16 protein-coding genes and 2 pseudogenes are annotated in these 16,654 nt (G+C 73.0%); 8 read left to right on the top strand and 10 right to left on the bottom strand.

Annotated features, from left to right (window positions below):
* Window positions 1–560 precede the first annotated feature (560 nt).
* Window positions 561–731 (top strand): hypothetical protein, encoded by a 171-nt coding sequence (locus tag ACZ4YY_RS11285; protein WP_468286997.1) that lies wholly within the window; start codon window positions 561–563, stop codon window positions 729–731.
* A 178-nt stretch (window positions 732–909) separates the two neighbouring features.
* Here the strand turns inward: ACZ4YY_RS11285 and ACZ4YY_RS11290 are convergent, their stop codons facing one another.
* Complete coding sequence (locus tag ACZ4YY_RS11290; RefSeq protein ID WP_468287000.1) at window positions 910–2,253, bottom strand: amidase; 1,344 nt, start codon at window positions 2,251–2,253, stop codon at window positions 910–912.
* A 151-nt stretch (window positions 2,254–2,404) separates the two neighbouring features.
* Window positions 2,405–2,494, bottom strand: a pseudogene (locus ACZ4YY_RS11295) (GntR family transcriptional regulator); the annotation flags it as partial.
* On the opposite strand from ACZ4YY_RS11295, the pseudogene ACZ4YY_RS11300 reads away from it, so the two are divergent.
* Window positions 2,472–2,915 (top strand): annotated as a pseudogene (locus ACZ4YY_RS11300) (DDE-type integrase/transposase/recombinase); the annotation flags it as partial. The pseudogenes ACZ4YY_RS11295 and ACZ4YY_RS11300 sit on opposite strands and share 23 nt — an antisense overlap.
* A 402-nt stretch (window positions 2,916–3,317) precedes the next feature.
* Here the strand turns inward: ACZ4YY_RS11300 and ACZ4YY_RS11305 are convergent.
* Entirely contained in the window at window positions 3,318–4,748 is a 1,431-nt protein-coding gene (locus tag ACZ4YY_RS11305) for a lipase maturation factor family protein (RefSeq protein WP_468287003.1), read from the bottom strand.
* A 160-nt stretch (window positions 4,749–4,908) separates the two neighbouring features.
* Here ACZ4YY_RS11305 and ACZ4YY_RS11310 point away from each other — a divergent pair, with 160 nt between their 5' ends.
* The 3 genes from ACZ4YY_RS11310 (at window position 4,909) to ACZ4YY_RS11320 (ending at window position 8,453) form a co-directional block, all read left to right on the top strand.
* Complete coding sequence (locus ACZ4YY_RS11310; RefSeq protein ID WP_468287006.1) at window positions 4,909–7,017, top strand: SpoIIE family protein phosphatase; 2,109 nt, start codon at window positions 4,909–4,911, stop codon at window positions 7,015–7,017.
* A gap of 48 nt (window positions 7,018–7,065) precedes the next feature.
* A complete protein-coding gene (locus ACZ4YY_RS11315) occupies window positions 7,066–7,929 on the top strand; it encodes an Fpg/Nei family DNA glycosylase (protein ID WP_468287009.1) in 864 nt (287 codons plus the stop codon).
* Between the two features lie 161 nt (window positions 7,930–8,090).
* Window positions 8,091–8,453, top strand: coding sequence for a hypothetical protein (locus ACZ4YY_RS11320; protein ID WP_468287013.1), 363 nt, complete (start codon window positions 8,091–8,093; stop codon window positions 8,451–8,453).
* A gap of 75 nt (window positions 8,454–8,528) precedes the next feature.
* Here ACZ4YY_RS11320 and ACZ4YY_RS11325 read toward each other — a convergent pair whose 3' ends face one another.
* The 3 genes from ACZ4YY_RS11325 to ACZ4YY_RS11335 all read right to left on the bottom strand — a co-directional run bounded on the left by ACZ4YY_RS11325 (window position 8,529) and on the right by ACZ4YY_RS11335 (window position 10,525).
* Window positions 8,529–9,182: a zf-HC2 domain-containing protein gene (locus tag ACZ4YY_RS11325; protein ID WP_468287015.1), complete on the bottom strand. Its 654-nt coding sequence runs from the start codon at window positions 9,180–9,182 to the stop codon at window positions 8,529–8,531.
* A 141-nt stretch (window positions 9,183–9,323) separates the two neighbouring features.
* Window positions 9,324–9,839: a hypothetical protein gene (locus ACZ4YY_RS11330; protein WP_468287018.1), complete on the bottom strand. Its 516-nt coding sequence runs from the start codon at window positions 9,837–9,839 to the stop codon at window positions 9,324–9,326.
* A 137-nt stretch (window positions 9,840–9,976) separates the two neighbouring features.
* Entirely contained in the window at window positions 9,977–10,525 is a 549-nt protein-coding gene (locus ACZ4YY_RS11335) for a sigma-70 family RNA polymerase sigma factor (protein ID WP_468287021.1), read from the bottom strand.
* 221 nt (window positions 10,526–10,746) lie between these two features.
* On the opposite strand from ACZ4YY_RS11335, the gene ACZ4YY_RS11340 reads away from it, so the two are divergent.
* Window positions 10,747–11,895: a CapA family protein gene (locus tag ACZ4YY_RS11340; protein WP_468287024.1), complete on the top strand. Its 1,149-nt coding sequence runs from the start codon at window positions 10,747–10,749 to the stop codon at window positions 11,893–11,895.
* 149 nt (window positions 11,896–12,044) lie between these two features.
* On the opposite strand, the gene ACZ4YY_RS11345 is transcribed toward ACZ4YY_RS11340, so the two are convergent.
* Window positions 12,045–12,479 (bottom strand): universal stress protein, encoded by a 435-nt coding sequence (locus tag ACZ4YY_RS11345; RefSeq protein WP_468287027.1) that lies wholly within the window; start codon window positions 12,477–12,479, stop codon window positions 12,045–12,047.
* A 17-nt stretch (window positions 12,480–12,496) separates the two neighbouring features.
* On the opposite strand from ACZ4YY_RS11345, the gene ACZ4YY_RS11350 reads away from it, so the two are divergent.
* Window positions 12,497–13,327 carry a polysaccharide deacetylase family protein gene (locus ACZ4YY_RS11350; RefSeq protein ID WP_468287030.1) on the top strand — a complete coding sequence of 277 codons (831 nt, stop codon included), beginning with the start codon at window positions 12,497–12,499 and terminating at the stop codon, window positions 13,325–13,327.
* 44 nt (window positions 13,328–13,371) lie between these two features.
* Here ACZ4YY_RS11350 and ACZ4YY_RS11355 read toward each other — a convergent pair whose 3' ends face one another.
* A complete protein-coding gene (locus tag ACZ4YY_RS11355; RefSeq protein ID WP_468287033.1) occupies window positions 13,372–14,043 on the bottom strand; it encodes a class F sortase in 672 nt (223 codons plus the stop codon).
* 335 nt (window positions 14,044–14,378) lie between these two features.
* Here ACZ4YY_RS11355 and ACZ4YY_RS11360 point away from each other — a divergent pair, with 335 nt between their 5' ends.
* Window positions 14,379–14,885 (top strand): hypothetical protein, encoded by a 507-nt coding sequence (locus ACZ4YY_RS11360; RefSeq protein WP_468287036.1) that lies wholly within the window; start codon window positions 14,379–14,381, stop codon window positions 14,883–14,885.
* Window positions 14,886–15,021: 136 nt separating this feature from the next.
* Here the strand turns inward: ACZ4YY_RS11360 and ACZ4YY_RS11365 are convergent, their stop codons facing one another.
* Both ACZ4YY_RS11365 and ACZ4YY_RS11370 read right to left on the bottom strand, forming a co-directional pair.
* Window positions 15,022–15,786: a bestrophin-like domain gene (locus tag ACZ4YY_RS11365; RefSeq protein WP_468287039.1), complete on the bottom strand. Its 765-nt coding sequence runs from the start codon at window positions 15,784–15,786 to the stop codon at window positions 15,022–15,024.
* A gap of 21 nt (window positions 15,787–15,807) precedes the next feature.
* Window positions 15,808–15,945, bottom strand: a complete 138-nt coding sequence (locus tag ACZ4YY_RS11370) for a hypothetical protein (RefSeq protein ID WP_468287043.1) — start codon at window positions 15,943–15,945, stop codon at window positions 15,808–15,810.
* Window positions 15,946–16,654 lie beyond the last annotated feature (709 nt).

The raw sequence follows: 16,654 nt of genomic DNA on the forward strand, positions 1-16,654 counted from the left end.
CTGTCGCAGCTCACGGCGTTGCCCGCGTCGGGCGGGCCGTCCCCCACGCCCCGCCCGGAGTGCAGCAGATCCAGCAGCTCCTCGACGCCGCGCAGCGCCGTGCGCCAGTCCTCCCGCGAGACGGCCGTGGCGGTACGCCGGCCGAGCACGGCGAGCTTGCGGCCGGACCAACGGAACCCGAACTGCGCTCCGATGACCGGCAGGAGATCACCCCTGTAGCCCGTCCGGGTGAACCCCGATGGGTGCTTTCGCGGGCGAAAGGGTTGAATTCACCTGCGACGACATGGGGACGACATGCCATGGTTACCCCAAATTTCGAGCCCTATCGAGCGGCACCCCGCTCATTTGGTTAGTCTGTAGCGGACGGACAGCAGAACGGAGTGCTACCTCACACCCACGGTCCGTCATGGGACAAGCCGGTCCACACGGCCTGCTCTTCTCGGAGTTGCCGGCGCCACAGCGTCCGACCTGCCTTCAGCCAGACCTCAGGACGTGTTGAGCGCCGGACCGCAGACTGGACGGCACGACCCGAGGGTGACCCGACACATAAGGAGTGCGCGGTGACACCGGAGAAGACGAATCGCGAACAGCGCCCCAAGGAACGCGCGGAGCGTGGCCGCCGACCCGGAGAGATCGGAAACCTCGACGTGTGGGCACGCTCCGCCCCCATCCGCCTCGCCGGCTACGAGGACGACCTCGCCGAGCCGCACATCCTGCCCAGCGTGGACTGACCACCGGACGGGGACCGGTCGCGATCGCCTGCCGCATGGGCGTGCGCGCCACGCCCATGCCGCCCCCCGCTTCCCACCGGCCCAGGTGAGCGGGGCCGTCCGTCACCGCGGACGCGGCGCGGTCCGCAGGGGCTGTTCGGCCCGGTCCCGCGGGGGCCGTTGCGTCACCGCGGACGCGTCAGTCGAGCGGGGCCGTCCGGCGCCACGGACGCAGCTCCTCCAACTGCCGTGCCACCACCAGCAGTTCCCGCTCCGACCCCGGCCGCCCCACCAGCTGAACAGCGGTGGGGGCGCCCGACGGCAGCGTGCCGCACGGAACCGTCATCGCCGGCCAGCCGGTCAGGTTCCATGCCGGCGTCAGCGGCGAGTGGTTCGTGTTCACCAGTACGTTGCTCAGCCAGCCCCGCTCGTGCCACGGCACCGACCGCGGGGAGCGCCGGGCGAGCGCCGGTGTCAGCAGCACGTCGTACTCCGCGAAGAACGGCTCCAGTCGCCGGCGCAGCGTCTCCCGCGCCGAGCCGTCCGCCACCCCCTTCACGAAGCGCCGACCCACGGCGGCGTGCACCCGGGTGCGCCGGGCCAGCAGCCGCGCGTCCAGCGCCCGGGCGTCGACGGCCGTGCCCGCCGTCCAGTGCGCCAGCGAGGTCACCCCCAGCGACAGCGGATACGGCGGATCGGCCCGCCGCACCCGGTGTTCCGCCCGCGCCAGCGCCCCGGCCGCCGCCCGCGCCGCCGCCACGTACGGTCCGCTGACGCTCACGCCGGCCAGCGGGCTGCGCACCGAGACGGCGATCCGGTGCGGCTCCGGATCCCGCAGCGGAGTGGCCCGGTCCCCGGCGAGCACCGACAGCATCAGGTGCGCGTCCGCCACGGTCGTGGCCAGCGGGCCGTTCTCCGACATCCCGAACCAGTCGCCGTCGCCGATCCCGGCCGGCACCACACCGTGGCCGGGCTTGATGGTGACCAGGCCGCAGTTGGCCGCCGGTATGCGGAGCGAGCCCATGCCGTCGTTGCCGAGGGCGATCGGCACCATCCCGGCGGCGACCGCGGCCGCGCTGCCCCCGGAGGAGCCGCCCGCCGTGCGCGAGGTGTCCCACGGGTTGCGGGCCGTGCCGTGGACGCCCTCGGTGGTGCCGAAGACACACAGCTCCGGCACGTTGGTCAGCCCCACGACCACGGCGCCCGCCGCCCGCAGCCGGGCCACCGTCACATGATCCCGGCGGGCGGGTACGTCGGGTGTCGCGGCCGAGCCCACGCGGCAGGACTCGCCCCGCACAGCCAGGTTGTCCTTGACCGCCACCGGCACCCCCGCCAGCGGGAGCCCGGTCAGGTCCGCACGCCCGGCGACCTCGTCGGCCTCCGCGAGCGCCGCCTCGGCCCGCACCACGCGGAACGCCCCGATCCGGCCGTCGAACCGCTCGATCCGCGCGAGGTGCCCGGCCACCACCTCCCGGGGCGTGACGCGCTCGTCGCGTACGGCGGCGGCGATCTCGACGGCGGTCCGGCCTACCCACTCGGTCACAGGGGCTCCTCGATGTGCGGTGCTACTCGCGAGTACGTGGGAGAACTGTGCCCCGCCAGGGGCCCCGCGTCGAGAGGTTCCGCTCAGGGTCCTTGCACTGTGAGCGCCTGATCGGGCCGCGCTGCCCGGGCGGGCCCGGGGCAAGGACCCCTCAGGAACCGATCCGGGCCCGCAGCCACTCCTCGACCTCGCCCACGTGCGCGGCCGCCGCCCGGGCGGCTTCCGGGTCGCGCGCGGCCACCCGCTCCGGCGCCGGCTACAGCTACATCCACACCGCCGTCGACGACCCCTCCCGCCTCGCCTACAGCGAGATCCTCACCGACGAGAAGAAGCAGACCGCCACCGCCTTCTGGACCCGCGCCCACGCGTTCTTCACCGGCTGCGGGATCACCGTCGAGCGGGTCCTGACCGACAACGGCGCCTGCTACAAGTCGCATACCTGGCGCGATCTGCTGACGGCAGCCGGGATCACGCACAAACGCACCCGCCCCTACCGGCCGCAGACCAACGGCAAGGTCGAGCGCTTCCACCGGACGCTGCTGGACGAGTGGGCCTACGCCCGCCCCTACCGCTCAGAGCAAGAACGACGCGACGCCTTCCCCGCCTGGCTGCACACCTACAATCACCGAGCTAGCCCTCCAAGCGCGGGAACGGGGAGATGATCGTCGACGTCTCCGGCTCCGCGGTCGCGCCGAAGGCGACGTTGTCCGCGGAGGCTTCGTCGAAGACGAGCAGTTCCCGGCTGGGCGTCTGACATCGCCCTCGCCGAACGAGCGGCTCCTACCGTTGATGGTCGTGTCCCTCTAACGAGTGGGCGTGAAGGTCGTCCCCTTGCCGTTTGCCATCTCCTTAAGTCGTTCAAGTAAGTGTTCACGGGCACCGCCACGCGCGTCCACCGCCTCTGAGCGCCCGGCGCTCGCGCGGGTCTCCGGCCTCTGCGCCCGGGCGCCCGGCGCTCCCGCCGGTGTCGAGTCCGAGGTCCCCGTCGAGGGGGAGTACACCTCGGAGTCGCCGGCCTCCCCGCTTCGGCGAGCCCCAGCCGGCCGCTGCGCGCCACGGACCCCCTAAGGGGTCCTCGCACTGTGCCCGCCCTGCGCCAGACGGGTCGGCGGCAGGTAATCCCGCACGTACGTCCGCTCCCAGCACGCGCCCGTCTCCCGCAGCTCCCGCCAGGTCGTGTACCGGTAGCGGAAGAGGCGGGCGCGGATGTGCCGCGGGGGCTCGTCGGGCGGGAAGGGGGAGCGGCGCAGCAGCCGGAGGGTGTCCGGGTCGTTCTCCAGGAGCCGCTCCACCAGCGCGCCGAACCAGGGGCCGGCATACGCGGGGGAGAGCGCGGCGAACCACATCATCCAGTCCAGCCGCAGGTGATAGGGGGCGAACTGACGCGGCCAGTGCCGTGGATCGCCCGGCTTGCCCCGGAACTCGTACTCCCGCCAGTCGGAGTCCTCGCGCGGCACCTCGTCCGGCGTGCCCTCGACGACCACCTCGTGGCGGATCCGGCTCACGCTGCCGAACGCGCCGTAGGTGTTGACCATGTGGAGCGGGTCGAAGGAGCGGTTCATGACCTGGCGGCGGGAGAGCATGTTGAGCACCGGGCGGTGGCTGAGGAACAGCAGGAACGCGGCCACGGCGAGGACCACCACCACGTACCAGAGCGGGGCGTCGGGCGTGGAGGGCGGGTCGGCGGGCAGTTCCAGCGCGGGCACCGCCAGCACGACGGTGACCCAGTTCAGCCAGGAGAAGTTGCCCGACAACACCAGCCACAGCTGCGTGAGGATCATCAGCGACGCGGCGGCCGTCGCGATCGGCTGGGGGGCGAACAGCAGCACCGGCACGACCAGCTGGGTGACGTGGTTGGCGGCCACCTCCACCCGGTGCAGCGGCTTCGGCAGGTGGTGGAAGAACCAGCTCAGCGGACCCGGCATCGGCTGCGTCTCGTGGTGGTGGTCGAGGCAGGTCAGCTTCCGCCAGCAGGCGTCACCGCGCATCTTGATCAGGCCCGCGCCGAACTCCACCCGGAACAGGACCCAGCGCAACAGGAACAGCACGACGACCGGCGGGGCCACCTCGTCGTTGCCGAGGAACACCGCGAGGAAGCCGGTCTCCAGCAGCAGGGACTCCCAGCCGAAGCCGTACCAGGTCTGTCCGACGTTGACGATCGACAGGTACAGCGCCCACGGCACCAGCCACAGCAGCATCGCCCCCCACAGCGGCAGTCGTCCGTCCAGCCCCGCCAGCAACGCCACCGACACCGCGCACCCCGTCCACGCGCACGCCGCGAAGAAACGGTCGGAGTAGTGCCAGTGGAACAGGCTCGGCGCCCGCCGGAACGGCACCCGCGCGGTGAAACGCGGTACCGGCAGCATCCCGCGCTCACCCATCAACGCCCGGAACTGCAGGGCCGCCGTCAGGAACGCGACCAGGTAGACGCCGGCCAGTCCCCGCTGGAAGACCTGCCGGCTCAGCCAGTACTCGGATGCGGTGAACCAGTCCACGGCGGTGCGCTCCTCACTCCATTCTGACGCCGGTCGTGTTCCTCGCGTCGGCGGCCGCAACCCGGCGAGTGAAGCAGACCCGGGGGGAGCGGGCGGCGGACCCCGGCCGTGTCGTGCCCTCCAGGTCGAAGATTCGGACAAACCCTGGCAAGGTGGCCACATGGCTGATCGGGGAGCGAGCGCGCTGTCCCTCCCGGACGACTGGCCCGCCCACCCGGATCCGATCCTGGCGCTCAACCGCATGGGCAGTTTCGACTGGGACCTGGACGCCGGGCTGCTCCACATGGACGCCCGCGCGTACGAGATCTTCGACGTGCGCCCGGAGGAGTACGACGGCCGCCCCGAGAGCCTGTCCGCGCGCGTCCCGGACGTCGAGGCCGTCCGCCTGGACACCCTCGTCGCCCAGGCCATCAAGGACGGCAGCGAGAACTACGGCGCCTACTTCCGCCTGCGCCGCCGCGACGGCACCCTGTGCTGGACCCACACCCAGGGCTACATCCGGCGTGACGGCACCGGACGCCCCCGGCGGATCATCGGTATCGTCCGCGACGCCACCGACGAACTGCGCGACCTCGCCGACCGCAGCGAGGAGGCCGCCCTCGACGACGCGCGCCGGGAACAGACCAACGTCGTGCAGCTCACCACCGCCGCCCTGGCGCACGCCCGGACCGTGCAGGACGTCATCGACGTCCTCAAGGACACCCACGGCCTCACCCACCTCGGCGCCACCAGCCTCGTCATGGGCCTGGTCGAGGCGGGGCGCATCCGGCTGATCGCCGAGGGGCCCGAGGGCAGCTTCGTCCCGGGCACCCTCGTCACCCGGATCGACGAGCCGTACCCGATGAGCGAGGTCGTGCGCACCCTCACGCCCCGGTTCATCGAGTCGCCCCAGGAGTTCGCCGCCGGCTATCCGCTCCTGTGGCCGAACATCACCGACCTGAGGATCACCTCGGCCGCCTATCTGCCGCTGATCGTCCAGGCCCGCCCGATCGGCGCCATGGGCCTGCTCTACAGCGACCGCCGCGGCTTCAGCCCCGAGGAGCGCAACATCCTCGTCGCCCTCGGCAGCAGCATCGCGCAGAGCCTGCAACGGGCCATGTTCTACGAGCAGGAGAGCGACATCGCGCAGGGCCTCCAGCAGGCCATGCTGCCGCGCACCATCCCCAGCGTGCCGGGCGCCGACGTCGCCGTCCGCTACCGCGCCGCCACCATCGGAGGCTCCCTCGGCCGGGACATCGGGGGCGACTGGTACGACCTGATCCCGCTGCCCGGCGGACGGGTCGGCGCCGTCATCGGCGACGTCCAGGGTCACGACACGCACGCCGCCGCCGTCATGGGCCAGCTCCGCATCGTGCTGAAGGCCTACGCCGCCGAGGGCCACACCCCGGCGACCGTGATGGCCCGGGCCTCCGTCTTCCTGCACGAACTCGACACCGACCGATTCGCCACCTGTCTGTACGCGGAGGCCGACCTGGCCACCGGCGTGGTCCAGGCGGTCCGCGCCGGACACATCGACCCGCTGGTGCGCGCCACCGACGGGAGCTGCCGGCGCGTCGAGGTCCCCGGTGGACTGCCGCTCGGTCTGTCCGCCGAGTTCGGCAGTCTCGAGTACCCGGTCGCCACCCTCGAGCTCGACCCGGGCGACACCCTGCTGCTGTGCACCGACGGCCTGATCGAACAGCCCGGCGCCGACCTCGACGACGGCATGAAGGCCCTGATCTCCCTGATCGGCACCGCCCCCGACGACGTCCGCCGGCTCGCCGACCGGCTCATCGAGGTCGCCGAGGAGCGTGGCGGCGACGACGACGTGGCCCTCCTGCTGCTGCGCCGGCGCGGCCAGGACAGCCCGCAGGACGGCGGCCGGATCCAGCAGCACGTCGCCCCCGGCGACCCCGAGGCCCTCACCGGCGCCCGGCACATGATCCGCGCGGCCGTACGCGGCTGGGGCGGCCGGGACCACACCGACGCGATCGAGCTGGCCGCCGACGAACTGGTCACCAACGCCCTCATGCACACCGAGGGCGCCGCCATCGTCACCCTGCGGGTCCTCACCGGCCGCGACCGCCGCCTGCGCGTCGAGGTCGAGGACTCCTCCAGCGCCCTGCCCCGCCGCCGCGAGGCGGGCGAGTCCGGCGTCTCCGGCCGGGGCCTCCTCCTGGTCGACCTCCTCAGCGACGTGTGGGGGGTGGAGGCGCGGGGCGGGGGCAAGTGCGTGTGGTGCGAGTTCGTGGTGGGGGATACCGGCGGCAGCGCGACGCCGGGCCGCTGACGCGCCGCCGGAGCTGAGGGCTGGCGGGCGGGGTGGCACCCTGGACGTATGCCGGAACTCCCCGAGGTCGAAGCGCTCAAGGACTTCCTCGTCGAGCACCTGGTCGGGCGGGAGATCGTCCGGGTGCTGCCCGTGGCGATCAGCGTGCTCAAGACCTACGACCCGCCGCTGACCGCCCTCGAGGGCCACGCGGTCGGTGCGGTGCACCGGCACGGCAAGTTCCTGGACCTGGCCACCGACGACGGCCTTCACCTCGTCACGCATCTGGCGCGCGCCGGCTGGCTGCACTGGAAGGACCGCCTCCCCGACGGCCCGCCCCGCCCGGGCAAGGGCCCGCTCGCCCTGCGGGTCGCCCTGGAGACCGGCGAGGGCTTCGACCTCACCGAGGCCGGCACACAGAAACGGCTCGCCGTGTACGTCGTGCGGGATCCGCTGGAGGTGCCCGGGATCGCCCGTCTCGGCCCCGACCCGCTCGCCCCCGACTTCGACGAGCGGCGCTTCGCCACTCTCCTGGCCGGTGAACGGCGGCAGCTCAAGGGCGCCCTGCGTGACCAGGGTCTGCTCGCCGGCGTCGGCAACGCGTACAGCGACGAGATCCTGCACGCCGCGCGCATGTCCCCCTTCAAACTGGCGGCCTCGCTCACGCCGGACGAGACCCACACCCTGTACGAGGCGCTGCGCACGACGCTCACCGATGCGGTGCAACGGTCGAGGGGGGTGGCCGCCGGCCGGCTCAAGGCGGAGAAGAAGAGCGGCCTGCGCGTCCACGGCCGCACCGGCGAGCCCTGCCCGGTGTGCGGCGACACCATCCGTGAGGTGTCCTTCAGCGACTCCTCCCTCCAGTACTGCCCCACCTGCCAGACGGGCGGAAAGCCACTGGCGGACCGGAGGCTGTCGCGGCTGCTGAAGTAAGGGTCCCGGTGCGTAGCGGGCCCACGGCCGACGACCGCTCAGGTGGACGCTCGACGACGGCTGCCTGGCCGGAGCCGACCTGGTCCTGGACCTGTGAGCGCCGGGTCGACGGACCCGAAATTGGTCGAAGCCCAAAGCTACTGGTCAGTTACGGTGGCGGCATGAATGACAGCCTGCCCGAGGACGTAGCCGACGTGCTTGGCCTCGTCCTGAACCCGGACGAGCCTGTTCACGTCGCCCTCCGACGGCAGGTGCCCCGACTCAGGGTGCAATCTCGCTGTGAGTGCGGTTGCGGCACTGCCTACTTCGACCTTGACGCCGACGCGGTGGAGCCCGCGCCAACGGGCCCCGGCACCGTCGTGGCTGCCGACGTACAGCTGTTCACCGAAACCGGCGAGTGCCCTGGCGAGGTCCTGGTCTTCGCGCAAGGCGGCTACCTCTCATGGCTGGAGGTCTGCTCTTGGAGCGATGACGTCGAGGTGAGTCTCGCCTCGGCGCGGCGCTGGCTACAGCCATCGTCCTGACCCGAGCCGGTAACAGCTGGCGGTCTCGGAACCTGACGCCGTCACCACGAGCCGACCGACATCACGAGTTCAAGTTCAGTAGCGAGCGTCCAGCGTCACCAGTCGTTCGCCGCTCTGTGTCCGCACCTCGTAGCGGGCGATCTCCTCGGGGTGCAGGGCCGCGCCGCCCTGCATGGTGTTGGGGCGTGCGTCGTGATGGGGGGCCTTCCAACTGGTGACGGTGTGCTCGGAGCCGTCGCGTCCGACGACGACCAGGTGGCAGGCGCGGGGGCCCGCGGCGTCCTTGATCTTCAGCTCGATGTCGCTGCCCCAGGCCTCGTCGTCGATCGTCACCTCGGCCCAGACCCCGGAGCGCTCGTCGGTCGCGGTGACCCGGACGGTGTCCTCGCCGCCGCCCGCGGACATCGCGATCGCCGGCCCGGCGAGCGCCGCCACCACCGAGGCGGCCACGGCGAACAGCAGCCTGCGCCGGGCGGTCCGCCGCCGGGCGGCGACCTCGCCGAGGAGCTTGTCCAGCAGCCGGGGGCCGGGCCCGGCGAAGGGATGGACGGCGCGCGGTGTCGCCCGCCGGTACAACATCAGTTGTCGGGTGGTGGGACCGAACTCGGTGACCTCCGCCGCGCAACGAGGACACTCCATGAGGTGGTCCTCGAAGCGGAAGGCCTCCGCTTCGTCCAGCACGCCGAGCGCGTACGCGCCGACGTCGCGATGCCTCTCCAGGGACCTCATGCCGAATCCTCGTGCCGTTGGGTGCCAGTGGGGTTACTCCTTGCTCCCACCGGTACGGACCAGGCACCCGAATCACTCAAGGTCCATACCGAATCGTGACCCAAGTGTTCGGAGCGGGTCGCCCCGCGGATTGGTCGGAATCTAGAAGAGGTGGATGGCGAGGTGTCCGAGGGGCAGTCCGAGCTGCCACGCGGGCGTCCAGACCTTGGGTCCCTCGTCCTCGCCCACCCCCGGTGCGCCGCCCGGTACGGCGTTCAGGTCGGGGGCGAGCAGCTCGGTCTCCTCCAGCCAGCGCCAGGCGGCGGCCGCCAGCTCCAGATCGGGGTCGGGATCGCCCGACTCGGCCGCCTCGACGGCCAGTCGGGTCATCCGCTCGCCCACCCAGTCCTGCCAGGGCTGGTCGTAGGCGGTCAGCGAGAGCCAGGTCTCCAACTGGGTGACGACCCGGATGCCGGGGAGTTCGCCGTCCGTGTCGGACAGGAAGATCGTCAGCGCCAGCGCGTCGCGGCCGGCGCGGAACTCGAAGGACGTCGGCGGCATCAGATCGCCGGTCCGCAGCAGTTCGTCGGCGATGTACTCGGCGTACAACCAGGCCATGGGGACGGTCACTTCACCGCCGTCGGCGCCGTCCGTGTCCTGATGACCTCTGTGCAGCATCCCTTCCCGCCTTCCTCCGGTGCCTGCGCGTCACCCGATGCCGGAACCCCTCATCCGGAACACGGATAAGGACACCCGATTACTCAACCGGGGTCCTCGGCAAGGCGCTTTACGGAGGCTTGACCCGCCCGTGGGTTTCAGCGCAGGTCGGCCGCGTAACCGGGAAGCACCCGGCGCAGGGCGCGCAGCGCGTAGTACGCGCGGGACTTCACGGTACCGGGAGGAATCCCGAGGGTTTCGGCGGCCTCCGCCACACTCGCCCCTTGGAAATACACCAGCACCAGGACTTCACGGTGCTCCGGAGTGAGTGTCTTCACAGCCTCGCGGACGTCGAGGGCCGCGGCGGCCCGCTCGGCGTGGTCGGCGCAGACCGGCGCGTTCTCCAGCACCGCGTCGCCCACCTCGGCCGGCCGTGCCTGCCGGGCCCGCCGCGCGTCGATCGCGAGCCGCCGGCCCACGGTGAGCAGCCAGGGCCGCACGGAGTCGAAGGCGTCGGCGCGCAGCGCCTCGGGATGCTGCCAGGCGCGCACCAGGGTCTCCTGGACCAGGTCCTCGGCGCGCTGGCGGTCGCCGTCGGACAGCCTCAGCAGCAGCGCGAAGAGCGGCCGGCCGTGGTCGCGCTGCAGTGCGGCGAGTTCGTGCTCGGCGGTCGTCGTCCTGGCGGTGAGGGTGGCTCCGGCGGTCATGGGCGTATGGCACCTCAGGGCGCCCGTTCGGGACAGCCCGCGCACACGCCTGTGCGGCGGACGGTCGATCGCGTCGACGAACGGTTCGACGAACGGTCCGGGCTACGCCGATCGCGGGCATCGCGGGGGGTACAGGGAGCGCCGGGCCGCTACGCATCCGCCCATGGATTAGTAGTAAGACGTGCGTAAATACGACTATCAGCATGAAGTGGGGTGATCCGGTGATCGCACGCAGACACCAGGTGGCGCTGGCCCTGACCGCCGTCCTCACCGCGGCCGCCGCCTGCCAGGCGGACGAACAGCGGCCGACCGGCGGGCCCGGCCGCCCGTCCCCCTCCGCCCGCGCCTTCACCCTCGTCGCCTCCGGCGACATCCTTCCGCACACCTCGATCATCGACCGCGCGCGGTTCGACGCCGGGGGCACCGGCCACGACTTCCGCCCCATGTTCTCCGGGATCAGGTCCGTGGTGGCCGGTGCCGACCTGGCCCTGTGCCACATGGAGACCGTCTACGGCGCGAACGGCCAGTACAGCGGCTACCCCCTGTTCAGGTCCCCGCCCGAGATCGCCGACGCCGTCGCCGCCACCGGCTACGACGGCTGCTCCACCGCCTCCAACCACAGCCTGGACGACGGCGCGGACGGCATCCGCCGCACCCTGGACGCCCTCGACGGCGTGGGCGTCCGGCACGCGGGCACCGCCCGCACCGTGGCCGAGGCGAGCACCGTCACCCTCCTGCACGCCGGCCCCGCGAAGGTCGCCCACCTCGCCTACACCTCCGACACCAACGGCCGTCCGCTCCCCGCCGGGCAGCCCTGGGCCGTCCAGCGCATCGACGAGAACCGCATCCTCGGTGACGCCCAGGCCGCCCGGAAGGCCGGCGCCGACGTGGTCGTCGTCTCCCTGCACTGGGGCACCGAGTGGCAGGACGCGCCGGACGCCCGCCAACTCGCCCTCGCCCGGACCCTCACCGGTTTCCGTACCGACGGCCGCCCCGACATCGACCTGATCCTCGGCACCCACGCCCACGTGCCCCAGGCGTACGAGAAGGTCAACGGCACCTGGGTGGTGTACGGCATGGGCGACCAGATCGCCGGCGAGATGTCCGACCACCGGGGTGTGAAGGACCCGCGCGGCAACCAGTCCACGCTCGCCCGCTTCACCTTCTCCGCGCCCGCCCGGCCCGGCGGCCGCTGGGAGGTGACGAGGGCCGCGTTCGTCCCCCAGCTGTTCGACATCGACGCGGGACGGGTCGTCAACCTCAACAAGGCGCTCGCCCGGGGCGCCGACGTCCGGGGGATCCGCGACCGCATCAGGGACGTCGTCCTCAGCCGGGGCGCGGCCGAGGACGGGCTGGTGATGGGGGAGTAGGGCACCCGCGGACCGGCACGGCCACCTGCGGCGCACGACCACCTGCGGGGCGGTACGGCGGGCGCCCCTGGCGCACGGCCACTCGCGGGCGCGTACGCGGCCCCCGGGGGCATGACCGCGTGAGGCCACCGGTGACGGCGGGCCGGGCGCTACGACACCACCGTCACCGGCCACCGCCCCGCCTTCACCAGCCGCACCGCCACCGATCCCACGATCCGGTGACCGGCCTGCTCCGAGGCGCCCACCACCACCGCGTCGGCCCGAAGGTCGTCCGCCGCCTTCACCGGACCGCGGCAGGGGTCGCCCCGGAAGGTGTGGAACTCCCGGCGCACGTCGTACGGCCTGATCAGGCGCTCACAGGGCAAGGACCCCTGACGGAACGCCCGGCTCCCCCCGCCGGGCGGGCCGCGCGACGCACGCCCGCCCGAGACCGCCGCTCCCGCAGCCGGACCCACGAGCCGTTCCGGCCCGACGGCACGCGCCGACCGCGGCGCGGCGCGACCCGCCCCGACGCCCGGGTGATGGGCCGAGCGGGTGGATTCGTGCCGCTGACGTGGTGTCGTCGTGGTGCGCCGGGGGCTCACCGGGCGACTGATGACTCATGCAGAAGGATCCGTTGTTCACGCGGCGCCGTGCGCTGCTCGCCGGGGCCGCCGCCGTCGGTGCGGCCGGCACCGCCGGACTGTTCGTGCGGGGTGCGGGCGACGAGCCGGTCCGGCCCACCGCCGGAGCCCCGGCGCGCCACCTCCCCGAGAGGCCCTCCGCCTACCGCCTCCAGCCGCTCACCGGCTACGGCCCGCCGCAGACCGCGCCCGGCCGCACCCCGGTGCGGAGCACACCCCTGCTGCGCGTCGACGGCCGCGGCCGGACCATGGTGCTGACCTTCGACGACGGCCCCGACCCCCGCTACACGCCCGGCATCCTCGACACCCTCGCCGAATACGACGTGCGGGCGATGTTCTTCGTGTGCGGGGAGATGGCGGCCGACCACCGCGAGCTGCTGGCCCGGATGGCCGACGAGGGGCACGTCGTCGGCAACCACACCTGGTCCCACCCGCTGCTCACCGAACTGACCCGCCGCCAGATCCACTCCGAGATGGCCCGCACCTGTGACGTCATCGAGGACGCCTACGGGGAGCGGCCCCGCTGGTTCCGCGCCCCCTACGGCGCCTGGAACCGCGCCGCCTTCCAGCTCGGCGCCGAGCTGGGCATGGAACCGCTGGCCTGGACGGTCGACACCCTCGACTGGACCAGCCCCGGCGCCCGCACCATCGTCGACCGCGTCGAGGACGGCGCCGGCCCAGGGGTCGTGGTGCTCTCGCACGACGCCGGCGGCGACCGCACCCAGAGCGTGCGGGCCCTGCGCGGATACCTGCCCCGGCTGCTGGACTCCGGCTACCACGTCACCGTCCCGCGCCGGACGTACGTCTGACGGACGCGCCCCGGGGTGCGGGCACCCGCCCGGTCGGGGAACCGTCAGCGGACCTCGACCAGGCGGGCGAAGACGACCACGTTCCCGTCGTATCCGTTCACCTTGGAGAAACCGCCGCCGCAGGTGATCACCCGCAGTTCGGCGGACCCCTTGGACGCGTACACGCGGTCGCCGGGGAAGTTGTTCTTCTCGAAGACCTCGACGCCGTAGACCTCGAACACCGCGGTCCTTGCGTCCTGACGCCCCACCTCGACGAGGTTCCCCTTCTTCAGGGCGCCGAGCCCGTAGAACACGGCGGGTCCCTGCGCGTTGTCGACATGGCCGACGACCACGGCCGTCCCCTTCTCGCCGGGCGAGACGGCGCCGCTGAACCAGCCGGCCAGGTTGGGGTCCTCCGGCGGCGGCGCGCCGACCCAGCCGTCCACGTCCAGACCGACCGGCATGACCGGCGCGTCGACCTGGATGGCGGCGATCCGCACCCGGTCGGGCACGGCGTACGGCAGCGGGTCGGGGGCGCGGCCGAAGGCGCCCTGGCCGGCGTGGGCGTCCGCGGCCGCCGCCGAGGCGGGCTGCGGCGGGCCGACGTCGAACTCCCCCGAACCGTTGCGGATGAGCGCGAGGCCGGTCAGCAGAACAAGCGCTATGACGCCCCAGGGGGCGCGCTTCTTCGGCCGCTCCTCCTCTTCCTCCATCGCGGGGAGCTCGTACCCATACATTCGCCATCCCCTTTCGACGCGGCCGTCGCCGCGTCCTTCTCGCGCATGACAGAACGCTAAGTGCCGCAAGGGGAACCGGCGACGCCGCAGCAGCGAACGGGTGGCCCCCGCGTTCCGCGGTGCGCCATCCGAGTTGCAGCGGACAGATATTTTCTGACGGGGCGTGACCTGCGGTGATGTCCGATGGTGTGCTGATCGCTCGGCGTGTCCTCTCACCAGGACGGACCATTCCCGACATGCGGGCCCGTGCACGGCATCCGAGGGTCGTTCCGGGAGGCGCTCTCTCGCCGAACAGACCGGGGACGGGCCCCGGGGCGCCTTCCGCGGAGGATCACATGCGCAGGACTCGTTCTCTGGCCGCCTCGGCGGCTTCGGCCGCCGCGGTCGCCGCCCTCGGTCTGGCCGCCCCCACCGCCGTCGCGCGGGACGGCATGAACGTCAACCCCAGCAACATCGTGGCGCTGCCCAGTGTCATCGCCCGCGGCGGCCAGCTGACCGTCACCGTGGACGGCTGCCCCCGCGGCGGCACCATGAGCTCCGACGCCTTCCCGACCACCGGGCTGACACCGATCAGCGGTGCCCACCACACGTCCAGGGGCACCGCCATGGTCAACCAGAACGCGACCCCCGGCACCCACAGCATCACCGTCCGCTGCGACGGACGCACCCTGACCAACCCCGCGGCCTTCACCGTCATCGGCGGTGTCCGCGGCGGCATCGGCGGCAGCAGCTCCAGCGGTGCCACCCCGACCGACGTGGCCATCGGCGGCGGGCTCGTGGCCGCGGCCCTCATCGGCGGCGGCGTCTTCTGGATGCGCCGCCGCGCCGAACGCCGCGCCTGACCCGCCCCGTCCGCCCACCCGCCCGCCGAGCACGCCCGCCCCACCCGCCCGCGGAGCCATGCACGGTACGGACACGTCGCCCCGGTCCCGCCAGGGATCCGGGGCGACGGAGCGAGGACGGGCGCCTGCCGCGCCGTCAGCCCTCGACGCCCGGGAAGAGGTTCAGGAAGGGATCCGGGGACGCGGTGATGCCCCGGCTGTAGGGCGCATCGAAGTCCCAGATCAGGAAGAGCAGGAACGCGATCAGCGCGGAGAACAGCCCGGCCAGGATCAGTTCGCGCGCGGTGCGCCGGATCTGGAGGGCGAAGACCATGCCGATGGTGATCACGGCCCCGGCCAGCAGCCCGAACCACACCACTCCGGGCATGGTCGGCTCGACGGACTCGGCCCGGGCGTTGCGCGCCTGGTCCGCGTCCGCCATCTGGTCCAGGAGCGGCTGGTAGGCCTGCGCCTCGAAGTCCGAGCGGGGCCGGTAGTCGGTGAGGTCGGCGCGCAGCCGCGCGAGGAGTGCGTCGCCGCGGTCGGTCGTCCGTCCCTCGTCGGCCATCGCCTTCCACTCGACGGTGGTGACGTGTCCGACATAGGCGTTGACATCCTCGCGAATGCGGTCACGCACGTCGGGCGGGTAGACCCGGACCCGCTCGGAGATCTCGTGCAGCGCCTGCGCCTCCGCCTGGACGTAGTCCTGGGCGACGCTGCGGGCCTCCCAGACGCCGGCGATGGCCAGGCCGAGGACGATGGCGTACACCACGCCGATCCACATCGTCATGTACTCGATGACGTCGGGGGTCTCGGAGGGGTCCTCGTCCTCGGCCGCCGTGCGGTGCCGTAGGAGGGTGACGACGACCACCACCGCACAGGCGGCGGCCATCGCGAGGGTGAGAACAAGCCATTCCGGCAAGGGAAGCCTCCAGGATCGGCGCTAGCGGGGCCGCAGCGCGGCGACGGCGACCACGGCGGGCACCGTGATGAGCAGGACGTAGGTGACGGGCGACGGGCCGCCGCGCGCGGGCCGCGCGCGTGGCGCCGACCGGTACTCCGGGTAGCTGACCGGCGTCACGGACGGACGCGGCGGGGGCGTCGGTGCGGGGGTCGGGGCGGGGCGGGGAGCCGGAGGCGGGGCGGGCGCGGGAGGCGGCTCGGGCATCGGCCGGGGCGGGGGCGCCGCCGGCTGCGGCGGGGCCGGCGCGGGCGGTGGCACCGGTCGGGGCGCGGGAGGCGGCGGCTTGGGGGCGGGGGCCGGTTCCGGCGGCGGGGTGGGCGCGGGCGTCGGCTCGGGCGGAGGCGTCGGCTTCGGCGGAGGCGGGGGCGTCGGTTTCGGCGGAGGCGGAGGCGGAGGCGGGGGTGGGGGCTCGGGCTTCGGCGGGTCGGGGGTCGGCGTCGGTACCGGGCACTGCGGCGGCGCCGGCCACGGCGGACTCCCCGCGACGGCCACCGCCTCGGTACCGCCCGGCCCCGTCGAGGCGTACGCGCAGGCGTCGGCCGCGGCCACCCCGGCCGGCGCGGCCGCGAGGATCCAGGCCACGGTCACCAGGGCCATCGCCCGGCCTGCGAGGGCCGATCGGGTCGGTTCGGGTCCATGCACGACGGAGATCATGAGGCCTGCCGCGCGGGCGCACGCCCGCGTGCGGCCAGGAATGCCCCGAACGGGGGAAAGTCCTGGTCGCGGGGTTTGCCCGAAGGGCGCTCGCACGTCCGGCTGGACGCACAGACGTCCGAACGGGGTGTCGCGCAGCGGCCGGTGTCACCGGCGGCCGAAAGATTTTTCG

Source organism: Streptomyces sp. NPDC030143, from assembly GCF_055573695.1.

Coding starts and splice junctions, on each gene's coding strand:
- ACZ4YY_RS11325 (WP_468287015.1), bottom strand. CDS start 9,182: ATGAGGTCCCTGGAGAGGCATCGCGACGTCGGCGCGTACGCGCTCGGC.
- ACZ4YY_RS11330 (WP_468287018.1), bottom strand. CDS start 9,839: ATGCTGCACAGAGGTCATCAGGACACGGACGGCGCCGACGGCGGTGAA.
- ACZ4YY_RS11355 (WP_468287033.1), bottom strand. CDS start 14,043: ATGTATGGGTACGAGCTCCCCGCGATGGAGGAAGAGGAGGAGCGGCCG.
- ACZ4YY_RS11310 (WP_468287006.1), top strand. CDS start 4,909: ATGGCTGATCGGGGAGCGAGCGCGCTGTCCCTCCCGGACGACTGGCCC.
- ACZ4YY_RS11320 (WP_468287013.1), top strand. CDS start 8,091: ATGAATGACAGCCTGCCCGAGGACGTAGCCGACGTGCTTGGCCTCGTC.
- ACZ4YY_RS11360 (WP_468287036.1), top strand. CDS start 14,379: ATGCGCAGGACTCGTTCTCTGGCCGCCTCGGCGGCTTCGGCCGCCGCG.
- ACZ4YY_RS11335 (WP_468287021.1), bottom strand. CDS start 10,525: ATGACCGCCGGAGCCACCCTCACCGCCAGGACGACGACCGCCGAGCAC.
- ACZ4YY_RS11315 (WP_468287009.1), top strand. CDS start 7,066: ATGCCGGAACTCCCCGAGGTCGAAGCGCTCAAGGACTTCCTCGTCGAG.
- ACZ4YY_RS11350 (WP_468287030.1), top strand. CDS start 12,497: ATGCAGAAGGATCCGTTGTTCACGCGGCGCCGTGCGCTGCTCGCCGGG.